This window comes from Streptomyces sp. RB17, from assembly GCF_009604455.1.
Taxonomy (GTDB): domain Bacteria; phylum Actinomycetota; class Actinomycetes; order Streptomycetales; family Streptomycetaceae; genus Streptomyces.
The window spans coordinates 210,719-234,748 of record NZ_WEGL01000001.1; the positions used below are offsets into that span (position 1 = coordinate 210,719).

The 24,030-nt window shown below is 70.9% G+C and carries 19 protein-coding genes, 2 tRNA genes and 2 pseudogenes; 9 read left to right on the forward strand and 14 right to left on the reverse strand.

Annotation, left to right across the window (positions count from 1 at the left end; genetic code table 11):
• Window position 1: 1 nt before the first annotated feature.
• The 4 genes from SRB17_RS00980 to SRB17_RS00995 form a co-directional block, all read right to left on the reverse strand.
• Complete coding sequence (locus SRB17_RS00980; protein ID WP_153533768.1) at window positions 2-1,936, reverse strand: kelch motif-containing protein; 1,935 nt, start codon at window positions 1,934-1,936, stop codon at window positions 2-4.
• The gene (locus SRB17_RS00985; protein WP_153533770.1) at window positions 1,933-3,909 is read right to left on the reverse strand and encodes a glycosyltransferase family 2 protein; all 1,977 of its coding nucleotides are present in this window, start codon (window positions 3,907-3,909) and stop codon (window positions 1,933-1,935) included. Before SRB17_RS00985 ends, SRB17_RS00980 begins: the two co-directional genes overlap by 4 nt.
• A 314-nt stretch (window positions 3,910-4,223) precedes the next feature.
• Window positions 4,224-4,973 carry a FadR/GntR family transcriptional regulator gene (locus tag SRB17_RS00990; RefSeq protein ID WP_228395808.1) on the reverse strand — a complete coding sequence of 250 codons (750 nt, stop codon included), beginning with the start codon at window positions 4,971-4,973 and terminating at the stop codon, window positions 4,224-4,226.
• A gap of 106 nt (window positions 4,974-5,079) precedes the next feature.
• Window positions 5,080-5,153, reverse strand: a tRNA-Lys gene (locus SRB17_RS00995).
• A 186-nt stretch (window positions 5,154-5,339) separates the two neighbouring features.
• On the opposite strand from SRB17_RS00995, the gene SRB17_RS01000 reads away from it, so the two are divergent.
• The 5 genes and pseudogenes from SRB17_RS01000 (at window position 5,340) to SRB17_RS01020 (ending at window position 10,607) form a co-directional block, all read left to right on the forward strand.
• Window positions 5,340-6,500, forward strand: coding sequence for a peptidoglycan-binding protein (locus SRB17_RS01000; protein WP_153533771.1), 1,161 nt, complete (start codon window positions 5,340-5,342; stop codon window positions 6,498-6,500).
• 115 nt (window positions 6,501-6,615) lie between these two features.
• Window positions 6,616-7,571: pseudogene (locus tag SRB17_RS01005) on the forward strand (SPFH domain-containing protein); the annotation flags it as partial.
• 138 nt (window positions 7,572-7,709) lie between these two features.
• A complete protein-coding gene (locus tag SRB17_RS01010; RefSeq protein WP_153533775.1) occupies window positions 7,710-8,315 on the forward strand; it encodes a lytic polysaccharide monooxygenase auxiliary activity family 9 protein in 606 nt (201 codons plus the stop codon).
• Between the two features lie 119 nt (window positions 8,316-8,434).
• Window positions 8,435-8,902: a DUF3592 domain-containing protein gene (locus SRB17_RS01015; protein WP_153533777.1), complete on the forward strand. Its 468-nt coding sequence runs from the start codon at window positions 8,435-8,437 to the stop codon at window positions 8,900-8,902.
• A 40-nt stretch (window positions 8,903-8,942) separates the two neighbouring features.
• On the forward strand, window positions 8,943-10,607 hold the full coding sequence (locus SRB17_RS01020) for an AMP-binding protein (protein WP_153533780.1): 1,665 nt from the start codon (window positions 8,943-8,945) through the stop codon (window positions 10,605-10,607).
• Window positions 10,608-10,663: 56 nt separating this feature from the next.
• On the opposite strand, the gene SRB17_RS01025 is transcribed toward SRB17_RS01020, so the two are convergent.
• The 6 genes from SRB17_RS01025 to ehuB all read right to left on the reverse strand — a co-directional run bounded on the left by SRB17_RS01025 (window position 10,664) and on the right by ehuB (window position 14,855).
• Window positions 10,664-10,737, reverse strand: a tRNA-Lys gene (locus SRB17_RS01025).
• Window positions 10,738-10,823: 86 nt separating this feature from the next.
• On the reverse strand, window positions 10,824-11,582 hold the full coding sequence (locus SRB17_RS01030; RefSeq protein ID WP_323374806.1) for an IclR family transcriptional regulator: 759 nt from the start codon (window positions 11,580-11,582) through the stop codon (window positions 10,824-10,826).
• 211 nt (window positions 11,583-11,793) lie between these two features.
• Window positions 11,794-12,576: an ectoine/hydroxyectoine ABC transporter ATP-binding protein EhuA gene (ehuA, locus tag SRB17_RS01035; protein WP_153533784.1), complete on the reverse strand. Its 783-nt coding sequence runs from the start codon at window positions 12,574-12,576 to the stop codon at window positions 11,794-11,796.
• A complete protein-coding gene (gene ehuD / locus SRB17_RS01040; RefSeq protein ID WP_153533786.1) occupies window positions 12,566-13,216 on the reverse strand; it encodes an ectoine/hydroxyectoine ABC transporter permease subunit EhuD in 651 nt (216 codons plus the stop codon). The genes ehuA and ehuD overlap by 11 nt, the downstream gene beginning before the upstream one ends.
• Window positions 13,213-13,932: an ectoine/hydroxyectoine ABC transporter permease subunit EhuC gene (ehuC, locus tag SRB17_RS01045; RefSeq protein ID WP_153533788.1), complete on the reverse strand. Its 720-nt coding sequence runs from the start codon at window positions 13,930-13,932 to the stop codon at window positions 13,213-13,215. The genes ehuD and ehuC overlap by 4 nt, the downstream gene beginning before the upstream one ends.
• Window positions 13,929-14,855: an ectoine/hydroxyectoine ABC transporter substrate-binding protein EhuB gene (ehuB, locus tag SRB17_RS01050; RefSeq protein ID WP_153533791.1), complete on the reverse strand. Its 927-nt coding sequence runs from the start codon at window positions 14,853-14,855 to the stop codon at window positions 13,929-13,931. Before ehuB ends, ehuC begins: the two co-directional genes overlap by 4 nt.
• Window positions 14,856-14,902: 47 nt before the next feature.
• Here ehuB and SRB17_RS01055 point away from each other — a divergent pair, with 47 nt between their 5' ends.
• Window positions 14,903-15,397: a DUF3830 family protein gene (locus tag SRB17_RS01055; RefSeq protein WP_153533793.1), complete on the forward strand. Its 495-nt coding sequence runs from the start codon at window positions 14,903-14,905 to the stop codon at window positions 15,395-15,397.
• Here SRB17_RS01055 and SRB17_RS45255 read toward each other — a convergent pair.
• The 3 genes and pseudogenes from SRB17_RS45255 to SRB17_RS01070 form a co-directional block, all read right to left on the reverse strand.
• A pseudogene (locus SRB17_RS45255) lies at window positions 15,378-15,973 on the reverse strand (MFS transporter); the annotation flags it as partial. The gene SRB17_RS01055 and the pseudogene SRB17_RS45255 overlap by 20 nt on opposite strands.
• A 166-nt stretch (window positions 15,974-16,139) precedes the next feature.
• Entirely contained in the window at window positions 16,140-17,537 is a 1,398-nt protein-coding gene (locus SRB17_RS01065) for an amidase (protein WP_153533797.1), read from the reverse strand.
• Window positions 17,538-17,578: 41 nt separating this feature from the next.
• On the reverse strand, window positions 17,579-18,529 hold the full coding sequence (locus SRB17_RS01070; protein WP_153533799.1) for a D-2-hydroxyacid dehydrogenase: 951 nt from the start codon (window positions 18,527-18,529) through the stop codon (window positions 17,579-17,581).
• 201 nt (window positions 18,530-18,730) lie between these two features.
• On the opposite strand from SRB17_RS01070, the gene SRB17_RS01075 reads away from it, so the two are divergent.
• The 3 genes from SRB17_RS01075 (at window position 18,731) to SRB17_RS01085 (ending at window position 21,473) form a co-directional block, all read left to right on the forward strand.
• Window positions 18,731-19,531 (forward strand): decarboxylase, encoded by an 801-nt coding sequence (locus SRB17_RS01075; RefSeq protein WP_153533801.1) that lies wholly within the window; start codon window positions 18,731-18,733, stop codon window positions 19,529-19,531.
• Window positions 19,528-20,265, forward strand: a complete 738-nt coding sequence (locus SRB17_RS01080; RefSeq protein WP_153533803.1) for a decarboxylase — start codon at window positions 19,528-19,530, stop codon at window positions 20,263-20,265. Before SRB17_RS01075 ends, SRB17_RS01080 begins: the two co-directional genes overlap by 4 nt.
• Window positions 20,266-20,339: 74 nt before the next feature.
• The gene (locus SRB17_RS01085; protein WP_323374807.1) at window positions 20,340-21,473 is read left to right on the forward strand and encodes an LLM class flavin-dependent oxidoreductase; all 1,134 of its coding nucleotides are present in this window, start codon (window positions 20,340-20,342) and stop codon (window positions 21,471-21,473) included.
• A 750-nt stretch (window positions 21,474-22,223) separates the two neighbouring features.
• Here the strand turns inward: SRB17_RS01085 and SRB17_RS01090 are convergent.
• Complete coding sequence (locus SRB17_RS01090) at window positions 22,224-24,026, reverse strand: bifunctional diguanylate cyclase/phosphodiesterase (RefSeq protein ID WP_323374808.1); 1,803 nt, start codon at window positions 24,024-24,026, stop codon at window positions 22,224-22,226.
• Between the last annotated feature and the right edge of the window lie 4 nt (window positions 24,027-24,030).

The window sequence follows — 24,030 nt, forward strand, 5'->3', positions numbered from 1 at the left end:
CCTACGGAACCTTCACCCACTGCGCCTTACTGGGGGTCCCCTGGTCATCGTCCACAAACAGCATGTACCACCCGGATGTCACCAGATTCCGGTTCTTCGGCACCGTCACCGTGATCTTGTTCCCGGACGTCCTGAAGTCCAACGCGATCGACCGCTGATCCACGTCCGTCACGTGCGTCGACGCACTCGGCCGGATCAACCGCACCTTCTTGATACTGGCCGCGTGGTCCGACGTGAACGTCCCCGAAGCGCCGCGGGCGATCGTCTGCGGACCTCCACCGAGCGTCGGCCGAGACCCTCGGTAGAGATACGGCGGCGTGTAGATCTCGATCCGCTGCTCGAACTTCCCCGGCTTGGTGTTCGCCTTGTCGCCGTACAGCGAGTCGGACCCGAAGAACATCACCCGCCCGTCCGGCAACAGGATCGACCCGGAGTGGTAGTTCCGGCCCACCAGCGGATCGGCGACCCGGGTGAAGCTGTTGCTGTCGGGGTGGTACAGCCGCGCCTGCAGGATGTTGGAGTCGCCGCGCCCCCGGTAGTCCTCCGAACCGCCCGACACCAGAACCGTGTCGTCGGGCAGGACCGAGGACTGCGGGTAGCGCGTGCCCTTCTCCAGCTCGGGCCCGTCCACGAACTGCGGGTTCTTCGCCTTCAGGTCGATCAGCCGCGTCTTCTTGCTGGACAGCTTCGACTCACCGACTCCGCCGCCCCCGATCACCATGAACGTCTCGTTCTGCGCCGGAGGCAGCAACACCGTCCCGGACGTCTCCATCATGTTCGGGTCGCTGAGCCCGGGCAGTCTGCTGAACGTGTTGGTGCCGACGTCCCAGATCCCGGGGACGCGGCCGACGTTGTCCGGTCCGTACCCCGCGTTAGAACCCGAATAGAAGATCTTCCCGTTCTGCATCAGGAACAGCGCCGGATACGTCGGGAACTGCCGGACCGACTTCGTGTACGTCCACTTCTTGGTCTTCGGGTCGAAGATCTCGTTCTTGCCCGGCACCAGCTGACCGATGTCGTCGAGGCCGGAGACGGAGAGGATCTTGCCGTCCGACAGCGTGGTGAGCGTCGGGTACCAGCGGGCCTCGTTCATCGGGTCGACCTTGATGTACCGCTCGGCGACCGGATCGAACTCGTAGGCGTCCTTGATCCCCTCGAAGTCCTTCTTGTCGAGGGCGAGCTTCTGCGCGATGCCGTAGGTGTTGCGCGCGTCGGCGCCGCTCAGGCCCTGGATCCGGTAGTTGTCCTGGGTGCCGGTCTCGTACTGGGTGCCCTCGCGCTGCGCCTCGACGTAGACACGGCCGTAACCGGGGTTGTTCCGCCGCCACTTGCCGGTCTTGTCGAAGACCTTCGTGGCGCGCGGGACCAGCACCGGGTCCTGGGAGACGAACGTCTTGCCGTTCTGCTTGCCGGTGAACCTGGTGCCCGCGGGCAGCGTGATCGGCTTGTCCGGGTTCTCGTTGTAGAGAATCATGACGCCACCGGCCTTCTTGACGTCGCCCTTGAGCTTCTCGTACCGCTTGGTGCCGCCGGCGATCAGCAGGTTTCCGTCGGCGAGCTGGGTGTGCCCGGTGCAGAACAGGTCGTTGGGCGTGGGGATCTTCTTGATCGTGCCCTTGAGCGGGTCCCAGATCCGGGTGTCGAACTTCTTCTTGTCGAAGTTGTCCTGGTTGTTGCCCGAGCCCGCGACCAGCAGCACCTTGCCGGTGTGCAGGAGCGCCGCGTGGATGGTGTCCTGGCGGTACTCCGGGGGGAACTCGATGATGTCCCAGTGGCCGTTCGCGGCCTTGTACTCGGGTCTGTTGATCTTGTACTGGTGGTACTGCGCGGTGCCGAAGCGGTAGACCCACGGCCCGTTCATCCCGGCCAGCGCGAGTACCACCGCCGTACCGATCGCGAGCCTGCGGGCGCGCCGGCGGCCTGCCTGGTCCTTCATTCCGTACGTCCCCCAAGTCCGCCAAGGGCGATCTGCATGGTCTGTTCGTCGTCCCCGGTCGCGCCGCCGTGCGAGGCCGCCACCCAGGTGGGCCGCTGCTGCGGAGCGTGGGCCGCGTACCCCGCGGGCACCGCGTCCTGCGGCTCGGCGACCGTCGCGGCCGCCACCGGCTTCGGCCTCTTCCTCTCCTGCCGCAGCGTGTAGCGCCAGGCGACGATCGGCGAGGCGGTGATCAGCAGGGCGAAGGACGCCCAGGTGATCATCGCGGGGTGGGAGTGCCCGAACACGAAGCCGGCGGCGAGTGAGCCGGCGAAGACCAGGATGAAGAACCAGTGGACCCGGAACGTCCCGAACAGCGTGTCCGGGCTTGCCGATCCGCCCTTGGGCGTCACCACGAACCTGCTCTTGCGGCGCAGTACGGCGTCCATGAGCGAGCGCGCGTAGATCGGCGCGGACAGGGCGGACATCACCATGCCCGCGACACCGCCGGAGCCCTCCGGCTCGTGCGGGGAGACGTTGTGCCGCCGGTTCCAGATGTACAGGCCGATCTGGAGCGCGGAGGCGTTGCCGTAGAGCATCAGCCAGACGGTCGGGTCGATGTTCACGCCGGAGGCGCCGAGGCCCAGGAAGAGGGCGCAACTCAGCGCGGCGAGGATCCAGTTGAGGGCGGACATCGGGTAGAAGATGATCATCATCGTGTAGTTGAAGAGCTTGCCCGGCGACAGCGTGAACAGGCCCTTCCAGTACTGCTTGAGGATCGTCTCGTAGGTGCCCCGGGACCAGCGCAGCTGCTGGGTGAAGAAGTCCGTCCAGGCGCTCGGGCCCTCGCCGACCGCGAGTACGTCCGGGGTGTAGACCGACTTCCACTTCCGGCCCGTCGCCGGGTTCTTGGCGCGGTGCATCTCGAAGCCCGTCGCCATGTCCTCGGTGATGGAGTCGTACAGGCCGCCGATCTGCTTGATGGCGCTGATGCGCACGGCGTTGGAGGTGCCGACGAACATGGGGGCGCCGTAGCGGTTGCCGGCGCGCTGGATCAGGGCGTGGAAGAGGAACTGCTGGGACTCGGCGGCCTTGGTGACGAAGGTGTCGTAGTTCCCGTACACCTGCGGGCCGATGACGAAGCCGACGTCCGGGTCGCGGAAGTAACCCAGCATCCGCTCCAGGTAGTTGGGCAGCGGCACATGGTCGGTGTCGACGGAGGCGAAGAAGTCGTAGGTGTCGCCGTGCGCCTCCAGCCAGGCGTTGTAGTTGCCGTGCTTGGTCTTCGCGCGGTGCGGGCCCTTGGGCCGGTTCCACTTCTCGACGCCCTTGCGGGTGAAGTGGTGCACGCCGAGCCGGGCGCAGACCTCCTTGACGGCCGGGTCGTCGCCCTCGTCCAGCAGCCACACGTGCAGCGGGCCCCGGTGACGGAGCTTCACCGCCGCCTCCAGGGTCTTCGTCACCATCTCCAGCGGCTCCTTGCCGGGCACATAGGTGGTGATGAAGGCGACTCTGGTGCCGGTCTCGGGGACCACCGGGACCGGGTCGCGGGCGACGAGGGTGGCGTGCGCGTTGGACAGCACGTTCATGCAGCGGAAGAACTCGATCAGGCCGATCGAGACGAGCATGACGACGTCGAGCGCCGGCAGGAAGTCGTGGGCGGGGTAGTCCCGCTCGGTCCAGTGCTCGGGCTGCAGCAGCCAGAACAGCAGCACCAGGGAGAGGATCGGGGCGGCGCCCAGCATGAGGGCGGCGCGGATGCGGTGCGGCTCCTGCGAGAGCAGCGACCGGTACTGCACCGTGTACGGAGTGGCCGGGTCGGGCTGGGTGAGGGGGCCCGCGAGCCGGCTGTAGTGCTCGTAGTCGTATCTCGGCAGGCTCTTCCTGATCCGGCGGAACTGGCCCGTCCGGTGGCCGATCACCCTGAGCTGTGTGGTCTGTGACGGGTCGTCGTGAACGTGGCTCTGTCCGGCGCCCGACGGCGTCGACGTCATGAGTCATTCCCCCCACACGCAGGTCACCGCGTGTTTCGTCGGTCCGTACCGCGCGGCCGGCTCCCCTTAAGCCCGTACGCACGGATCAGTGGTGGTGCGCAGTCCCCACGTCTTCCCCACCATGTAGACACGGGACGGCGACCTTCCGGTTGCATTGATGCCCCCCTCGGCATCGATTCATGGGCGGGGCCCCCTCCCCGCCGTCCGGCAACCGTTTGCTTCCCCCCAACTCCCGCCAAACGGCGGCAGCTTGGACATCCAGGGTTCTACGGCGCTCTGCATGATCGCAAGACGCGAAACGCGGTGTTTACCGATCAAACCCGTTCATTGTGGCGCTGGTGGGGCTCGGGAGGCGGGGGCGCGCCGGTGGTCCCGGACGGCCGGGGTGTGCCGGTGGTGGAGAGGCGGACGCGGATGTTGCCGAAGTGATCTCTTATGGCCTCCTCCGCCCGCAACGAGTCGCCGGACCGGACCGCGTCCAGGATCTCCCGGTGCTGGCGGCAGGTGACCCGGGGGTCCTGCGGCACGTCCACCAGATCCCGCTGCACCCGGTGGAAGGCGTCCCAGAACGCCTCCAGCACCTCGCTCAGCAGCACGTTGTCCAGCCCTCGGTAGAGGGTGGCGTGAAAGGCCCGGTCGGTCTCGGCGAGGCCCGCCCCCTCGGCGGCCTCCTGTTCCATACGGTTCACGAGGGCGTTCAGTTCAACGAGGTCCGCCTCGGGCAGCCGCCCGGCGAGGCGCGAGACCAGCCCGGTCTCCACGGCCTCGCGCAGCTCCAGCAGCTGCAGCAGGGAGTCCTCGCCGCGGTAGTGCCCGGCGACGGTGCGGAAGGCCAGCCCCTCGATCATGGGTGCGAACGACATCGAGCCGACGTACGTCCCGAACCCGTGCCGGATCTCCACGATGCCCATCGCCTGCAGTGCCTTCAGGGCCTCGCGCACGGAGTTCCGGCTCGCACCGAGGTACTCCATCAGCTCGGGCTCGGTCGGCAGCGGGGCACCCGAGGGCAGCCGTCGGTCGACGATCAGCTTCTTGATCCGCTCCTGGAGGTCCCGGGCTGCCATGGCGAGAGGGTATCCGGCCAGTCGGGGGGAGGGTCCTGTTCCGGACAGGGGTGATTTCCGGACATGCGAAAGACCCCCCGCTTTCGCGAGGGGCCATTCGGTCGTGTGCGCCGCCAGGGACTCGAACCCCGGACCCGCTGATTAAGAGTCAGCTGCTCTAACCAACTGAGCTAGCGGCGCCTGCTGACGGAGAAAACTCTACATGACCTTCAGGGGTGCTCCTGACCACCCAGGTGTGAGCGGGCGGCCGCCCACCGCCTCGCGTACATCATTCGGACCGTCAAAGTGGCGGTCCCGCCGCCAGTTGGAAAAATGATCAACGTGTACAGACACGGACAAAACTCCTGGGAATGTGAGGTAGATCGCATGACGGCTCCGGTGTTCGAGGAGTTCGCCCCCGCCGCCGACTGCGACTGCCCGGGCTGTGCCGACGGCAGGCGGGTGAGGCGGGTGAGTCCCCGCCCGTCGTCCGGTCGCCCCGGCGGCCACGCCGCGGTCTGCGGATTCGTGGCGATGGCCGCCGCATCCGCCGTCCTCGGCGCGGTCACCCCGGCGGCCGCCGCCGTCACCCCCGGCCGCCCCGCCGTGGCACGCCCCCACGTCCCCGGCGACGGGGAGCCCGACACCCCTCAGGGCCCCGTGAGCCCGCTGTACGGCCCCAAGGGCAAGCCGGCGGGGCCGGGGACCGTCCCGACCCCCGCCACCACCCGGACCAAGATCATCAGCCGGGCCAAGATCTGGGTGGCCGCACAGGTGCCGTACAGCATGACCGACTACTGGACCGACGGCTATCGGCAGGACTGCTCGGGCTATGTCTCCATGGCCTGGGGGCTGCCGGGCAACGAATGGACGGGCAGCCTCGACCAGTTCGGCGTGAAGATCGCCAAGGAGGAGCTCGAACCCGGCGACATCCTGCTCTACCACAACCCCGACAACCCCGAGAAAGGCTCCCACGTGGTGATCTTCGGCGGCTGGACGGACTACACGCACACCTCCTACACGGTCTACGAGCAGACGCCCCCGCACACCCGCAGCCAGGCCACCCCGTATCCCTACTGGAGCAACGCCGACAAGTACGTCCCCTACCGCTACAAGGGGCTGACCACCGTCACGGCGGGCGCGCGGCCGGCCGCGCTGAAGGGGCTCCCCGGCCGGCGCGCCTGGAACCTGCTGATCACCGGCAAGGGCAGGAGCATCGCCCCGCGGGGATTCGTGCGGCCCGCCGCACACCGGACGCCGGCTTCGCACCGGGTGCCCGGTTATCCGGGCCGGAGCCACTTCCGGCCGGGCGAGGAGAACGCCTTCGTCACGCAGTTGGGCCGCCGGCTGGTGGAGAAGGGGTTCGGGAGGTTCTACACCGCCGGGCCCGGTCCCCGCTGGGGCGAGGCGGACCGGCGTGCGGTGGAGGCCTTCCAGCGCACCCAGGGCTGGCTCGGCGGAGCGGCGGACGGCTACCCGGGGCCGGAGACCTGGCGCCGCCTGTTCGCGGATGCCGACGCGGCCCCCGACGGCGTGACGGCTCTCTGACCACCCGCACGCGCGGCCGCTCTCCGGTCCCGAGGGCGGCCGGTCCCGACCCCGGGGACCCGTCCGTTCGACCCCCTGTTCATGACATATCTGGCGCGGAAGCTGGAGGCACACCATGAGTACGACGACGTCATACACCCCGCCCGAATCCGAGGGGCAGCCCGCGGGTGCCCTGGAGGTGAGCGGGTATCCGGACCCGGTGATCCAGAGTGGGGACGCCGAGGTCCCCGTACGCCTGTTCCGCCGTGACGACCCCGACGCGCTGAACCCGATGACGGTGTCGCTCAGGTCCGCGGTGGTGGTCCGTCGGCAGGGCACCGGCGAGCAGCCGCGCCTGGCGGACCCGGGCCGCCGGCCGCTGCCGGAGATCGACCCGGAGCTGGTGGAGCGCCCGGCGCCGGCGGTGTCGGGGGCGGCCGGGGTGCTGGCCGGGGCGTGCGGGATCGCCGGCGGACTGGCCACCGCCTGGTGGACGGGGCAGCTCCCGTCGGCCGCGGTGCACGCGCTGCGGCTGCCCGCGTCCCTGCACGCGGGGCTCGGTCCGGCGCAGTGGGCGGCGTACGCCGGGGCCTGGCTGCTCGCGCTGCTGGGCTTCGGCGGGCTGACCCGGGGGCGGACCGGGCAGGCCTGGGTGCTCGGACTGTTCGGCCGCTATCGCGGGACGGTACGGCGCACCGGGCTGCTCTGGGTGAACCCGCTGCTGCAGCGCCACCGGGTCGATGTGCGGCTGCGGCACTGGCGCAGCGAGGCGATGCCGGCGGCGGATCCCGACGGAGCCTCGCTCAGGGTGGCCGTGCTGGTGGTGTGGCGGATGCGGGACACCGCGCGGGCGATGCTCGGCATCGACGACCACGAGACGTATCTGCGCGAGTGCGTGGAGGCGGCGCTGGCCCGGGTGCCGGTGGAGCCGGCGGGCGGTACGCAGGGTGGGCCTGCGGCGTCCGGGGACGCGCTGACCCGGCTGGTGGCGGAGGAGACCGCGCCGGTCGGTCTGGAGGTGTTCTCGGTGCAGCCGCTCCAGGTGGAGTACGCCCCGGAGGTCGCCCTCTGACGCATCGGCGCCGGATCGCCCGGCCGGCCGCGAGGGAGGCGTGGCAGCCGGGCCCGCGATTGGTATGGACATGTTCAACTGACGGCAATAATCTGACACTTGGTCTAGACCTACCTGCACAGCTCACCGAACTCCCCACGTTCTCCAGGAGCGGCAGTATGCACACCAGGACCAAGCTGTCCGCGGTCGTGCTGGGCGTGGTGACCGCCGGAGCGTTCGCGCTCTCCACCGGCGGCGCCAGCGGGCACGGCTACACCGACCTCCCCGTCAGCAGGCAGAAGCTCTGCGCCAACGGCACGGTGACGGGCTGCGGCGACATCCAGTACGAGCCGCAGAGCGTCGAGGGCCCCAAGGGCTTCCCGGCCGCCGGACCCGCCGACGGCCAGATCTGCAACGGCGGCCTGAGCCGGTTCGCCCAGCTCAGCTCGCCCGTCACCCCGTCCGGCGGCGCCTGGCCCACCACCAGGGTGACGGGCGGGCAGACGTACACCTTCCGCTGGCAGTTCACCGCCCAGCACGCCACGACGGACTTCGAGTACTACGTCACCAAGCAGGGCTGGAACCAGAACCACGCCCTGTCCCGCTCTGACCTCAACCTCACCCCGTTCCTGACGGTCCCGTACAACGGCCAGCGCCCGCCGGCCACCCTCAGCCACAGCGGCACCCTGCCGACCGGGCTGAGCGGGCACCACGTCATCCTCGCGGTGTGGACCATCGCCGACACGGGCAACGCGTTCTACGCCTGTTCGGACGTCACCTTCTGAGGACCGTTCCGCCACAGCACGGAAACTGAGGTTCCCTTGAGGCGGGCCGCCCCTACCGCCGGGTACGTTCCTCGCACGCCGACCGAGTGGAGCGGCGTACCGGACCTCGGGGGAACCTCATGTTCGAGCTCTTCTTCTACGCCATACCCACCGTCATGATCGCCGGCTTCGGGTACGCCGCCTTCCGGCTGCTGCGCCGCGCCCGGCGGATCAGCAGGACCTGGGCGCACGGTCTGACCGCCGAGGCGCGCTGTCTGCGGATGTACACGACGACCAGCGGGGGCGGCGGGGACACGTCCGTGCGGACGAGCCTGCACCACGTCTACGAGTTCACCACCCGCGAGGGCCGCACGGTCCGCTTCGAGGAGGAGAACGGCCCGGCGACCGTCGTCGAGGGCGACTTCGTCACCGTGCGGTATCTGCCCGGGCAGCCCCAGCGGGCCACCGCCCGCCCGCCCGCGCCGGCCAGGCTGGCCGTCGGCACCGGCTTCGGCGTGGCCTTCCTCGGGGCGGCCATCGCCTTCTGCGTCTTCTTCATCACCACCGCCCACATGATGTTCTCGGAGTCCGGCGGCCTGATGCCGTGACTCTCCTCATCTGACGACACGTCAGTTATCGTGCACCGCCATGGACGCCAGGGCGCGCACGGTCGCCGAGCTGGTCGCCGCGCGGTGGGGGGACCACCGCCCGGGGCTCAGGTGCGAGGAACGGACACTGACGCAGCACCAGTTCGCCGCGGGCGCCGCAGCCCGGGCCGCCCTGCTGGCCGACCTCCTGCCCCCGGGCGCCGTACCGCATGTCGGCGTGCTCCTCGACAACACCGAGGAGTTCCCGCTGTGGCTCGGCGCCGCCGCGCTCGCCGGAGCCGCCGTCGCCGGGATCAATCCCACGCGCCGGGGCCCCGAACTGGCCCGGGACATCCTGCACACCGAGTGCCCGCTCCTGGTCACCGAGCGGACGCAGCTGCCGTTGCTGGCCGGGCTCGACCTGCCCCGGGTACGGCTCCTCGTCACGGACACCCCGGAGTACGCCGCCCTTCTCGCCCCCTACGCCGACGCCGTGCCCGACCCGTCCCGCGCCGCACCCGCCGACCGGCTGCTGCTGTACTTCACCTCCGGCTCGACCGGCGCCCCCAAGGCCGCGCTCTGCTCCCAGGGCCGGCTCGCGGCGGCCGGGCAGGCGCTGGTGCGGCAGTTCGGGGTGCGGACGGACGACGTGCACTACATCTGCATGCCGATGTTCCACGGCAACGCGGTGATCGCCGACTGGGCGCCCGCGCTGGCCGCCGGCGCGGGGGTCGCGCTGCGGCGGCACTTCTCGGCGTCCGCCTTCCTGTCCGACGTGCGCCGGTACGGGGCGACGTACTTCACGTATGTCGGGCGGGCCATCCAGTACGTCCTCGCCACCGAGGAGGGTGCGGACGACCGCGACAACCCCCTGCGGCTCGGGTTCGGCACGGAGGCGGGTGCGGTGGACGCCGCGGCCTTCGAGCGGCGGTTCGGGGTACGGCTGGTGGAGGGGTACGGCTCGTCCGAGGGCGGCGCGGCGATCCAGTGGGCGCCGGGCACGCCGAAGGGGGCCGTGGGGCCGGCCGGCCCCGGGCTGGTGGTGCTCGACCACGCCACCGGGGATGTATGCCCGCCGGCCGTGTTCGACTCCGCCGGGCGGCTGCTCAACGGGGAGGAGGCGATCGGGGAGCTGGTGAACCGGGGCCCCAACCCCTTCGAGGGCTACTGGAGGAATCCGGCCGCCGAGGCCGAGCGGCGCAGGGACGGCGCGTACTGGACCGGTGACCTCTTCTACCGGGACGCCGACGGCTATCTGTACTTCGCGGGCCGTACCGACGACAGGATCCGCGTCGACGGGGAGAACCTGGCCGCCGCGATGATCGAGAACATCGTCGCCCGGTACGAGGGCGCGGTGGCCGTCGCCGTCTACGGCGTGCCGGATCCGGTGACCGGGGACCAGGTGATGGCCGCCATCGCCGGGTCCTTCGATCCGACGGGGTTCTCGGAGTTCCTGGCCGCACAGCCTGACCTGGGCACGAAGATGGCGCCCCGGTTCGTGCGGGTGGTGGAGCGGATGCCGGTGACGGCCACGAACAAGATCCACCGGGCGCTGCTGCGGCGGGAGGGGTGCGCCTGCGCCGATCCGGTGTGGTGGCGGCCGCCGGGAGAGGAGTCGTACCGAAGGCTTGTGGAGGGGGACGTCGAAGGGCCCCTCCGCGAAGGGCCCGCCTTAGGGGGTGTGAGTGACGAAGCCCCCACCACGCGCGGTGCAGCCGCGCAATAACAGAGATGGCGAGCCAGGTCCGCGTTTTTTGCGGACGTGGCTCGCCATCGTCATCGTGCGCCGCCAGGGACTCGAACCCCGGACCCGCTGATTAAGAGTCAGCTGCTCTAACCAACTGAGCTAGCGGCGCATGACTCCCGCCTGCTGCGGACTTTTCACTCCCGCGGCCGGCGACGAAGAAAATAATACCTGGTCCTGAGGGGTGCTCGTGACCACCTAGAGGGTGAGCGAGAGGAGGACCGGCGCGGCATTGCGGTTCAGCGTGTCCGCCGCCTGCTTCAGCCGGTGGGCATGCTCCACGGGAAGCGACAGCGCCAGGCAGCCCACCGAGGAGCCGGCCGTGATCGGGACCGCCGCGCAGACCGTGCCGATCGCGTACTCCTGCAGGTCCAGGACCGGAACCGTCGGCGGCTGGGACTCCAGGCGGGACAGCAGCAGCTTGTCGCTGGTGATGGTGCGCGAGGTGAGGCGGGCCATCTTGTGCCGGGAGAGATGGTCGCGGCGGCCGTTGTGGTCCAGCTGGGTCAGCAGGCTCTTGCCGACCGCCGTGGCGTGGGCGGCCGTGCGGAAGTCGACCCACTCGTTGACCGCCGGGGTGGTGGGCCCGGCGGCGTACTGGGTGACCTTGACCTCGCCGTCGACGTACCGGCTGATGTAGATCGCCGCGCCGACCGAGTCGCGCAGCCGGTCCAGGGTGTGCTGGAGCTTCTCGCGTACCGCCCGCTCCCGGTCGTGCGCGGAGGTGAGGCGGCGCAGGGTGTCGCCGGTGACGTACGCCCCGTCGGTGATCTGCTCGACATAGCCCTCCCGGCGCAGCATGCGCAGCAGGGCGGTGAGCCGCTCGGGGCCGAGGCCGGTGCGGCGGGCGAGCTCGGTGTCGGTGACGCCGGCGGAGTGGCGGGCGACGGTCTCCAGCACGCGCAGGGCGTCCTGGGCGGAGTGGTACGGGGCGGTCGGCTCGTTCCTCAGCGCCACGGTGGTCCCCCTGCGCTCGCCTGTGTGGGCCGCGAGATCCGGTCGGCGGATCGTTACCACGATAACGGGCAAACCCGCTGCGGGGAGAGGGGGTTGGCGAGATTGTTCCGCCCGCCAGACCCCTCCCAACTGCGAAGCAGACCCTCTGGCATATGCCAACGTCATGACCCAGCGGCCGGACCTCGGGATCTGCCGGATCCACGCATCCTCGTCACAGGACCGCGCTGAGGAATTCCCGGGTGCGGTCCTGCTCCGGTTCGTTGAAGATCTTCTCCGGAGAGCCCGATTCGATCACCCGGCCGCCGTCGAACATCAGCACCTGGTCGGAGATGTCGCGGGCGAAACCCATCTCGTGGGTCACGCAGAGCATGGTGATGTCCGTGCTGCGGGCGATGTCCCTGAGCAGGTCCAGCACGCCCGCGACCAGCTCCGGGTCGAGCGCGGAGGTCACCTCGTCCAGCAACAGCACCTGTGGCCGCATCGCCAGTGCCCGGGCGATCGCCACGCGCTGCTGCTGTCCGCCGGAGAGCCGGGTCGGCTTCGCGTCGCACTTGTCGGTCAGCCCCACCAGCTCCAGCAGTTCCCGGGCGCGCTCCTCGGCCTCGTCCTTGGACATGCCGAGGACCTGCACGGGTGCCTCGGTGATGTTCCGCAGCACGCTCATGTTCGGGAACAGGTTGAACTGCTGGAACACCATCCCGATCTTCTTGCGGACCTCCCGGACCTGCTTCTCCGGCGCCGGGAACAGCTGTTCCCCGTCGACGGTGATGGTGCCCTCGTCCGGCTTGGTGAGGGTCATCAGGAGTCTGAGGATCGTGGTCTTGCCGGATCCGGACGGGCCGATCAGGGTCACGTGCCGGCCGGCGTCGACGGAGAAGTTCAGCCGGTCGAGGACGGTGTTGGTGCCGAACCGCTTGGTCACGTTCTCCAGGCGGATCAGCTCGGTGGGCTGGGCGTCGGTGAGGGAGGGCTGCGGACGGGTCTCAACGGACAAGGCGTCGCTCCAGGGCTCGCATCAGAAGGGAGGCCAGATAGGAGATGAGGATGAAGGCCACCCCGATCACGGTCAGAGGCTCGGTGAACTGGAAGTGCTGCTGGGAGAAGAGCCGGGCACGCCCGAGCATGTCCAGCACGGTGATCGTCATCAGCATCGGTGTGTCCTTGAGCATGGAGATCACGTAGTTGCCGAGCGCGGGGACCACCCGGCGGATCGCCTGCGGCAGGATCACCACGGTCCAGGTCCGCCGCCGGGGCAGGTTCAGCGCGGTCGCCGCCTCCCACTGGCCGGCCGGTACCGCTTCGATGCCGGCCCGGTAGACCTGCATCGTGTACGTCGAGTAGTGCAGGCCGATCGCGAAGACACCGGTGGTCAGCGCGGAGAAGGTCACGTTCCACTCGGGCAGCACGTAGAACAGGAAGAACAGCTGCACCAGCAGTGGGGTGTTGCGCACGAACTCCGTGACCACCCCGACCGGCCAGCGCACCCACCGGCTCGGCGTCCGCATCAGCAGCGTCCACACCAGACCGAGGGTGAAGGAGAGCAGCGACCCCAGGGCCACGGCCTCCAGGGTGACCAGCAACCCCTGCCAGAAGTCCGGCATGAAGTCGCTCACGGCGTTCCAGTCCCACTTCATGCGACCCGACCCCCCACTCCGGTCGTCTGCGCGCGCTTGAGCTCACGCGCCGCCGAGAAGGTCCCGGCGTCCTTGCCGATCCCGGCCTTCAGCCGCTTCTCCAGGGAGCGCATCAGCCGCGTCAGGACGAAGGCGATCACGAAGTAGATCAGCAGCACGTACGTGTAGATCTCCGCGCTCTGCTGCAACGCCAGCCGCACGAGGTTCGCGCTGAACGTCAGATCGCCCATGCCCATGAGCGACACCAGCGCGGTGCCCTTGAGCAACTCGATCAGCAGGTTGCAGAAGGACGGGATCATCTCCGGCACGGCCTGCGGCAGCACGATCAGCCGCAGCCGCTGCCAGGGCGTGAAGCTGAGCGCGACGCCACCCTCCCGCTGCGCCGGGTCCACCGCGTTCAGCGCGCCGCGCACGATCTCCGAGCCGTACGCGCCGTAGGTCATCCCGAGCGCCAGTGTGCCCGCCCACATCGGCACCAGCTGCCAGCCGAAGGCGACGGGCAGCACGAAGAACACCCAGAAGATCATCACCAGCGCCGAGGTGCCACGGAACACCTCGGTGTAGAGGCCGGCGAGGAAGCGCACGATCCAGAGCCGGTGCGTCCGCGCGGTACCGACGACGAAGGACACGGCGGCGGCCAGCAGCGCGCTGAACACCAGCAGCTGGACGGTGGTCCAGACACCCTTCAGTACGAGTTCCCACAGTCCCGAGGTCATCCGCCGCACAGCTCCTTCGCGGTGAGGTCGGTCATCTCGGCCCTGGTGAACCCGAAGGGCCGGAGTATCCGGAACAGCTCCCCGCTCTTCTTGAGTGCCCGCAGCTCGACGTTGAAGGCGTCCCGGAGGCCCGTCTCGGTCGGCCGGAACGCGAACGCGCCCCCGTCGACGTGCGGTTTGCCCTTGACCAGCGGCGCGAACGGCGCGGTGGCCTCCGCCTTGCTCGACTTCTTCACGACCTCGCGGGTGGTGAGCGCCGTACCGGCGAAGACGTCGACACGGCCCGCCTCGACGGCGTTCAGCCCGGCGACCTGGTCCGGGACGATGAGGATGTCGCCCTGCTTGTACCCGGCCTCGACCGCGTACTGGATCTCGGCGTATCCGGTGCCGGTGGCGAACTTCGCCTTCTTCGCGACGACGTCCTTGTAGGAGTGCAACCCCAGCGGATTGCCCTTGCGCACGATGAACGAGTCCAGCATCTGGTAGTCCGGATCCGCGAAGATGACCTGCTGGCAGCGCTCCGGATTGACGTACATCCCGGCCGCCACGACGTCGAACTGCTGCGAGTTGAGCCCCGGGATCAGCGAGCCGAACTCGGTCGGCACCGGCTGGACCTTGTCGACGCCCAGCCGCTTGAAGATCACCTTGGCCAGCTCGGGGGCCTCACCGGTGAGATGGCCGTCCTTGTCGATGTACCCGAAGGGAATCTCACCCGCGATCCCGAGCCGTACGACGCCCTGCGCGCGAAGGCGGTCGAGCAGGTCGCCGCCCTCCTTGCCCGACGCCTCGGCCACCCGAGAGCAGCCCGCCGCGCCCAGCACACCGAGGGCGGCGAGGCCACCGAGCACCGAGCGCCGGGTGTGTCCGGTGTGTCTGAATTCCGATCGGAATGTGTGTACGTCGTTCCCAAGTGGTGGAGCCATGGCGGCGCGGCTACCCAAGCGGATCCCGGCTATGCACCCTTGTTTTCATGGCCGATCGATTTGTCACCGTCTCGCTCGACAAGCGGGACCTGCACTGCACGGCACGACTGCTGACCGACCGCGCACCCCTGACCTGCGCGACGGTATGGGACGCGCTCCCGCTTGCGGGTGACGTCTATCACGCCAAATACGCGCGCAACGAGATCTACGCCCTCTTCCCGCCGTTCGCCTCCACGGAACCCCCACTGGAGAACCCGACGGTCACCCCGATTCCTGGCGACCTCTGTTACTTCTCCTTCGCCAGCACCGAGCTGGGCACCAAGGCCTACGGCTACGACCGCGCGGTCCGCCCCGGCACCACGGTGGTCGACCTGGCCCTGTTCTACGAGCGCAACAACCTGCTCCTCAACGGTGACGTGGGCTGGGTGCCGGGCATCGTGTGGGGCCAGGTGGTGGAGGGGCTGGAGGCGATGGCGGAGGCGTGCAACGACCTGTGGCGCACGGGAGCCGCGGGGGAGACGCTCAGTTTCCGGCGGGCGTGAGGACCGGCCGGCGGGCGGCGACCGCCATCACGGCGAGCCCGGCCGGCACGATGGCCGAGCCGACGTGCAGCGGGGCCGTGTAGCCGAGGCCGGTGCTGATCGCGAGGCCGCCCAGCCAGGCGCCGAGGGCGTTGCCGACGTTGGAGGCCGACACGTTGGCGCCGGCGGCGAGCGGCACTCCGTGGGCGTGGTCGGTGACCCGGGTGAGGAAGCCGGGGACACCGGCGAACCCGAACAGCCCGGTGAGGAAGGCCAGGACCAGGCCGCGACCCGGCTGGTTGCCCGCAGCCCGAACACCCCGGCGAAGCCGGCGACCCGGGTGAAGGTGTACGCGAGATAGCTGAACGCCCCGAACATTCCGCCGTAGCCGAGCCCGGTGGCGGCGAGGGTCAGCCAGACCTGCCCGGAGCGGAAGGCGCGGAGCTGCGTGCGCAGGCCACCCGCTTCCGTACGCCGGTCCACGGCATCGGCCCACCCCGGCACCAGTACGGCGATGGCGACCGCCGCGACGACACCGATGCCGGTGATCGCCCAGAACGTGGCCCGCCACCCCCACCGCTCGCCCACCCACCGACCGCGAGCGCGACGAGCCCGGCGGGCAAGTGGCTTTTGCCGACGGTTGGTTGAAGGGTCATGGCAACTATCGTCGGGCACGGACGGCGGCCGGTGCAGTCCTGTCCCGCGGATACGGCCCTGGCCTCTGATGATCAGGCTGCGGCCACGCCGCGCTCCGTCGCCTGTCTCAAGGAAGCGGACAGGGCGGCGACACCACCCCGGCCTCGTACAGCGCGTGCGCCGCCCGTAGGACAAGGTCGTCGCGGTGGCGGGCGGCGACCAGTTGCAGCCCCACGGGCAGGCCGTCTCCGTCCGTGCCCACCGGGACGGTGGCGGCCGGCTGCTGGGTGAGGTTGAAGGGGTAGGTGAACGGGGTCCAGCCCGTCCAGCGGTGGTGGGCCGAGCCCCTGGGGGCCTCCACGCCCGCCTCGAACGCCGTCAGCGGCAGGGTCGGGGTGACCAGGAGGTCGTAGCGCTCGTGGAAGTGGCCCATGCGCCGGCCGAGGTCCATGCGGACGTCGACCGCGGCCAGATAGTCCAGCGCGCTGTAGCGGGCGCCCCGCACGCAGATCTCCCGCAGGCCCGGGTCCAGCAGCTGCCGTTTGCGTGGGGAGAACCGCTCGGTGAGCCGGGCCGCGCCGCTGAACCACAGGGTGTGGAACGCCTCCACCGGCTCGCTGAAGTCGGGGTCGGCCTCCTCGACATACGCGCCGAGGTCGGCCAGCCGGGCCACCGTCCGCCGTACCGCCGCCGCGACCGCAGGCTGCACCGCGACCTGGCCGCCCAGCGTCGGGGAGTACGCCACCCGGAGGCCGTGCACGCCGCCGCGCAGCCCTTCCGTGAAGGAGCCCGGCGCGGGCGGCAGGCCCGACCAGTCGCGGGGGTCCGGGGCGCCGATGACGTCCAGCAACAGGGCCGCGTCGGCCGCGTCCCGGGTCATCGGTCCGGCGTGGGAGAGGGTGCCGAAGGCGCTGGCCGGGTAGAGGGGCACGCGGCCGTACGTCGGCTTCAGGCCGAAGATGCCGCAGAACGCGGCCGGGATGCGGATGCTGCCCCCACCGTCCGTGCCGAGCGACATCGGGCCCGCGCCCAGCGCCACGGCCGCCGCGCTGCCCCCGCTGGAGCCGCCGGCGGTGCGGGAGTGGTCGTGCGGGTTGCGGGTGATCCCGGACAGCGGGGAGTCCGTCACGCCCTTCCAGCCGAACTCGGGGGTCGTCGTCTTGCCGAGGAACACCGCGCCGTGCTCCCGGAGCCGGGCCACCGAAGGGGCGTCCTCGGCCCAACTCCCCTGCTCGGAGATCGTCCTGGAGCCGCGCAGGGTCGGGTGGCCGCGCAGGAGGAGGATGTCCTTCACCGTCACCGGCACCCCGTCGAGCAGCCCGGCCGGCTCACCGCGCCGCCAGCGCTCCTCCGACTCCCGGGCCCGGGCGAGCGCGTCCTGCTCGGTGAGACGTACGAACGCGTTCACCTCCGGCTGGATCCGGCGCGCCCGCTGCAGCGCCTGTTCGGTGGCCTCCACGGGGCTGAACTCGCCCTTGCGGTAACCGTCGAGGAGCGCTACGGCGGTGAGGTCGGTGAGCTGCATGCACCCTCCAAGAGGCCAAGAGGTCCACGAGGTCCAACAGGTCAGTGACCGGGGACGTAACCCCGTTTCTTGTCGACCACGTTCACCAGTGATCTGCCCGCCGCCCACCGGTCGTACAACTCCACGAACTGCGCGCCCAGTTCGTCCCGCCAGCCGACCGTGTCCCCGCTCATGTGCGGGGAGACCAGCAGACCGGGCAGGTCCCACAGGGGGCTGTCCGGGGGGAGGGGCTCGGAGGTGAACACGTCCAGGGCGGCGCCCGCGATCCAGCGCCGGTTCAGGGCGTGGGCGAGGGCGTCCTCGTCGACGAGCTGACCCCGGCCGACGTTGACGAAGAACGTCGAGGGCTGCATCACGCCGAAGCGGTGGGTGTCGAACATGCGGTACGTCTGCTCGGTGAGCGGCGCCGCCGCGATCACCCAGTCCGCGCGGGAGATCAGCCGGTCCAGGTCGCCCGGGCCGTGGATCCCGGTGCGTGGGACGCGGCCGACCAGGGCCGTCGTCACACCGAGCGCCTTCAGGGTGCGTACGATCGCCCGGCCGATCGGACCCGAGCCGACCACGCACGCGCGCGTGCCCGACACCCGCCGGCCCTCCCGGTGCCGCCAGGCCCGCTCCCGCTGCAGCTCCAGGGTGCGCGGCAGGTCCTTGGCGGCCGCCAGCACCAGGGCCGCCACGTACTCGGCGATCGGCTGGTCGAAGATCCCGCGCGCGTTCGTGACCACCGTGTCGGACGCGGCCAGCTCCGGGCCTATCAGATGGTCCACGCCCGCGCTCGCCGTGTGTATCCAGCGGGGGCGGGGCCCCTGGCCGGGCCAGGCCTCGCGGACCGCGTGCGAGGTGAAGTCCCAGACCAGGAGCACGTCCGCCGTCGGCAGCCGCTCGGCCAGATGCGCGGCGTCCGTGTGCACGATCCGGGCGCGGCCGGTCAGCCGGCCGAGCCGCGGTGGCGGGTCGGCGTCCAGGACCAGGACGGTCGGCAGGGTCGTCATACGGGGCGGCTCCGGGCGTCTGACGTGCGCGGATCATGTGTGCTGCGCGCGGACCAAGTGCGCTGACGTGCGCGGACCAGGTGCGCTGACGTGCGCGGATTATGTGCGGATTGACCACGCTCGCACCCGAACCTACCTTCGTCAACACGGGCGCATTCGCGATCCGTTGCCTGCTCGTCTCCCAGCCCGAGGGTGGCAGCCATGGACGTCTCTTTTCTCGGCGGCCCCCGCCCCCAGCGCGGTGTGGGAGTCGTGGCCCCCTTCGACTTCGCCCTGGACCGCGAGCTGTGGCGCTGGGTGCCCGACGAGGTGTCGCTGCATCTGACCCGGACGCCGTTCGTGCCGGTCGAGGTGAGCCTGGACCTGGCCCGGCTGGTGAGCGAGCACGAGACCCTCGGGGACGCCGTGCACGCGCTGACCGCCGTCGCGCCCGAGGTCGTCGCCTACGCCTGCGCCTCCGGCAGCTTCGTCGGCGGGGTCGCCGGGGAGCGGGCGATGTGCGCGGCGATGAGCCTGGCGGGCGCGCCGCCCTCGGTGACCACCTCCGGGGCGCTGCTGGAGGCGCTGGACGAACTGCGGATACGCCGCGTCGCGCTGGTCACGCCGTACACCGTGTCGGTGACCCGGGCGCTGCAGGACTTCGTCGCCGAGGCCGGCGTCGTGGTCACCGGGTGCGCCTTCATGGGCCTGACCCGGCACATCTGGAAGGTGCCGTACCGGGACGTCGTGGCGATGGCCCGGCAGGCGGTACGGCCCGGCACCGCCGACGCGCTCTTCATCTCCTGCACCAACTTGCCGACGTACGACGTGATCCCCCAGCTGGAGGCCGAGCTGCGCATCCCCGTGCTGTCCGCCAACCAGGTCACGATGTGGGCTGCGCTGCGCCGGCTGGGTACCCGAGCCGTGGGGCCCTATCAGGCGCTGCTGGACGAGTCGGCGCGCGCCTGGCCCCCCGCACTGCCGGAAGAGACGCCGGAAGAGACGCAGGAAGGCTGGACATGACCGCACTCGGATTCCTCTACCCGGGCCACTCCGCCGAGGACGACTATCCACGCATCGAGCAGCTCCTGGGCAGCGACATCCGGGTGGACCTGGTCCACACCGACATCGGCGAGGACGCGCACCGGGTGGCGGCGCTGCGCGAGATGGGCTCCGCCGAACGGCTCGGGGTGGGCATGGAGCGCCTGCGGCTGACCGGGGCCGAGACGGTGGTGTGGGCGTGTACCAGCGGCGGCTTCGTGCACGGCTGGGAGGGCGCCCAGGACCAGGTGCGCACACTCGCCCGACTGGCCGGGATGCCGGCCTCCTCGACGTCCTTCGCCTTCGTGCACGCGGCCCGGGAGATCGGGGTACGGCGGGTCGCGGTCGGCGCGACCTACCCGGAGGACATCGCCGCGCTGTTCGCGGACTTCCTGCGGGCCGGCGGGATCGAGGTGACCGGGATGCGGTCCTCCGGGATCATCACGGCGGCGGAGGTCGGCACGTGGGGCGAGGAGGACGTGCTGACGCTGGCCCGTGCGGCGGACGTGCCGGACGCGGAGGCGGTCCTGCTGCCGGACACCGCCCTGCACACGGCCGCGCATCTGTCGCTGCTGGAGAAGGCGCTGTCCAAGCCGGTGCTCACGGCGAACCAGGTGACGGTGTGGGAGGGGCTGCGGCTGGCCGACCGCCGGGTGAACGCGCCGAGGCTGGGGACGCTGTTCACACGGGAGCCCCTGGTCCAGGTGCGGGAATAAGCGGGAATAAGCGGAGACTGCCTCCTGTTAGTGGGCTCTGGACAGCTCACGCCACAAATCAGGAGGCCCGCACCGTGTCGGCAGACGAGGCAGACGAGATCCGGGGCGAAGACGACGTCCGGGGCACAGACGAGATCCGGGGCATCACGCACGGGACCGCCCCCGTACCCCTCTCCGTACTGGACCTGGTGACCGTCGGCGCGGGCAGCACCGCCTCCGACGCCCTGCGCACAAGCGTGGCGCTGTCCCGGCTGACGGAGGCACGCGGCTTCCACCGGTACTGGGTCGCCGAGCACCACTCCATGCCCGGTGTCGCCTCCTCCTCGCCGGCCGTGATCCTCGCCCACCTCGCCGCCCACACCGAGCGCATCCGGCTCGGCTCGGGCGGCGTCATGCTGCCCAACCACGCGCCCCTGGTGATCGCCGAGCAGTTCGGCACGCTGGAGGCGCTGGCGCCGGGCCGGGTGGACCTCGGCCTCGGCCGCGCGCCGGGCACCGACGGGGCCACGGCCGCGGCCCTGCGCCGTACCGACACCCTGAACGAGGGCGCCGACGACTTCCCGCAGCAGCTCGCCGAACTCACCCGCTTCCTGGACGACGACTTCCCCGACGGGCACCCCTTCCGGCGGATCCACGCGATCCCGGGCCCGGTGCAGGGCAGCACCCCGGGTGGCGTCCAGTCCCCGCACCGCCCGCCGGTCTGGCTGCTCGGCTCCTCCGGCTTCAGCGCGCGCCTCGCCGGTCTGCTGGGCCTGCCGTTCGCCTTCGCGCACCACTTCTCCGCGCAGAACACCATCCCGGCCCTGGACCTGTACCGGCAGACCTTCCGCCCCTCGGAGGTCCTGGACGAGCCCTACGCCCTGATCGGCGTCTCCGCCCTCGCCACCGACGACGCGAGCGAGGCCCGCCGCCAGACCCGGGCGATGGCGCTCAACATGCTCCGGCTGCGCACCGGCCGGCCCGGTCTCTTCCCCGACCCGGACGAGGCCGAGAAGCACGAGTTCAGTCCGATGGAGGAGGAGTTCATCACCTCCTGGACGTCCAACATCGTGCACGGCACAGCCGACGAGGTCCGCGCCGGCCTGGACGACCTCCACAAGCGCACCGGCACCGACGAGCTGATGCTCGTCTCCCATGCCCACCGCGGCGAACTGCGCCTGCGCTCCTACGAGTTGATCGCGGACGCGTACGGCTTGCCGACGGCCTGAAGCCGCGAAACCGGGCGGTCCCGGGGGACCGGAGCCCCCGGCACCGCCCGCGCATCGCGTCCCACCGCTACCGCAGGAACGGCCCCGTCACCGGCACCCTCGCCGCCTGACCGTCAGCAGAGCGTGGCGCAGGCCGGCCGTCGGGGAGCCGCCGCCTGCGGAGGCGGTCGCGGCGAGGTCGGCGAGTGCCGAGCGTGGGACCTGTACGGACGCGCGGGCCGACCGGTGCTGACGGTGGGCCAGTCGGAGCTGGCGTCGGCGGGTCGGTCGGGGCCGGTTGCGGGTGGGCCGGAGCTGTCCGCCGGCCGGTCGGAGCCGGCTGCGGGCAGGCCGGAGGCTACGGCGGATCGGCCGGTGCTGGCGGTGGGTGGGTTGGGGCTGACGTCGGCGGGTCGGTCCGTGCCGATGGCGGCTGGTCGGGGCTGCCGGTGGGCGGGCTGGAGCTGACGTTGGCGGGCCGGTCGGGGCGATGGCGGATCGGCCGGAGCTGGTGGTGGGCGGGTCGGTCGGGCCGATTGCGGATCGGCCGGAGCTGGCGGCGGGCAGGCCGGGCTGGCCGAGGGCGGGCCGGAGCCGACGTCGGCGGGTCGGCCGGGCCGATTGCGGATCGGCCGGAGCTGGTGGTGGGCGGGCCGGTCGAAGCCGGCCGCGGGCCGGTCGGAGCCGGCTGCGGGTGGGACGGAGCTGGCCGGGGGCCGGCCGGAGGCTACGGCCGATCGGTTGGTGGCGGGGCCGGTGGCCCGCGGGGCGTCAGGGCTGGGGGCAGGCGTTGACGTCGAGTAGTTCGGAGATACGGTCCGGCGGCACCGGGCGGGAGTACAGCCAGCCCTGGCCGGTGTCGCAGCCGATGCGGCGCAGGCGGGTGGCCTGGGCCGAGGTCTCCACGCACTCGGCGGTGACGGTGATGCCGAGCCGGTGGGCGAGCTGGATCATCGCCTCGACGATGACCTCGTCGGCCGGGTTGGGGGCGATCGCGGGGTTCTTGTCGGCCTCGTACTGGAAGCCGCGGACGAAGGATCCGTCCAGCTTCAGCGTGGAGACCGGCAGACGGCTGAGGTAGGCGAGGTTGGAGTAGCCGGTGCCGAAGTCGTCGATGGCGATGCGGACGCCCATGTCGCTGAGCGCCTGCAGGGCCTGCAGCGGGCGGCCGGCCGAGCCCATTACCGCCGACTCGGTCAGCTCCAGCTGGAGGAGGTGCGGGGCGAGTCCCGTGTCGGCCAGGATCTCCGCCACGTCGGAGACCAGGTCGGAGTCCCACACCTGCCGGACGGCCACGTTGACGCTGACGAAGATGGGCGGCTCCTCGGGGTGGTCCAGCTGCCAGCGGCGGGCCTGGCGGCAGGCGGTGTTGAGCGCCCAGCGGCCGAGCTGCACGATCGAACCGTCCTCCTCGGCCAGTCCGATGAACCGATTCGGCGTCAGTGTGCCGAACTGAGGATGATTCCAGCGGATCAACGCCTCGACCCCGGACAGGCGTCCGTCCTCCATGCCGACCAACGGCTGGTATTCGAGCGCGAATTCGCCGCGGTCGATGGCGGGGCGCAAAGTGGACGACAGGGCCTGACGGGTCATCCGGTGCGCGTTGCGCTCGGGGTCGAACAGGGTCCAGCGGGCCTTGCCGTCGGCCTTCGCCCAGTACAGGGTCGTGTCGGCCGCCTGCATCAGGCCGGTGGCGGTCGCACCGGCCGCGTGGCGTTCCACGACCCCGATGGACGCCGTCAGCGACAGCCGCTGTCCGGCCAGGTCGAAGGGCTCCTCCAGGGCCTTGAGCGCCGAATCGGCGAGATCGGCGAGCTGTTCGGTGCCGGTGGAGTCCTCCACGAGCAGCGCGAACTCGTCGCCGCCGAGCCGGGCCACCAGCGGGGTCACCGTGCGGGCGTAGCCGGCCTCGTCGGCCACCCTGGTCAGGCGCTCTGCGACGGACGCGAGCAGCCGGTCGCCGACACGGTGGCCGAGGGTGTCGTTGACCGCCTTGAAGCCGTCGAGGTCCAGGTAGCACAGACCGATCCGGCCGGTGCCGCTCTGCTCGTACGACTCCGCCTCCAGCGCCGCCGACAGCCGCTCGAAGAACAGCGTGCGGTTGGGCAGCCGGGTCACCGGGTCGTGCATCTGCAAGTGCCGCAGCCGGGCCTGGAGTTCGCGGCGGGCGCTGATGTCGGCGACGGACAGCAGCACCCCGGGCTCTCCGTCGCCGAGCGGGCACACCGTGACCTGCACCCACACCGAGTGCCCCTCGGGGTGCTTCAGCCGGCGGGTGCAGCGCAGCCGGGCCTGCCGGCCGCGCAGGACCTCGCGGTAGGCGTGCCAGCTGCGAGCGTCCGAGGCCAGGTCGACGAGGTCGGCGGCCACCCGCCCGCTCAGTGTGTCCGGACCGGTGCCGAGCAGCTCGCCGAAGGCCGCGTTGGCGTCGGCGACGAGTCCGGCGCGGTCCACGACGGCCATGGCGACCGGCGCGGCCGTGAAGACACGATGGTAGGTGGTGTGGTCACTGTCTGTGACGGCTGACCGGTCGAGGTCTGCCGCGGGCGTCGGCCCTTCGGACGTTCCGCTCACCGCT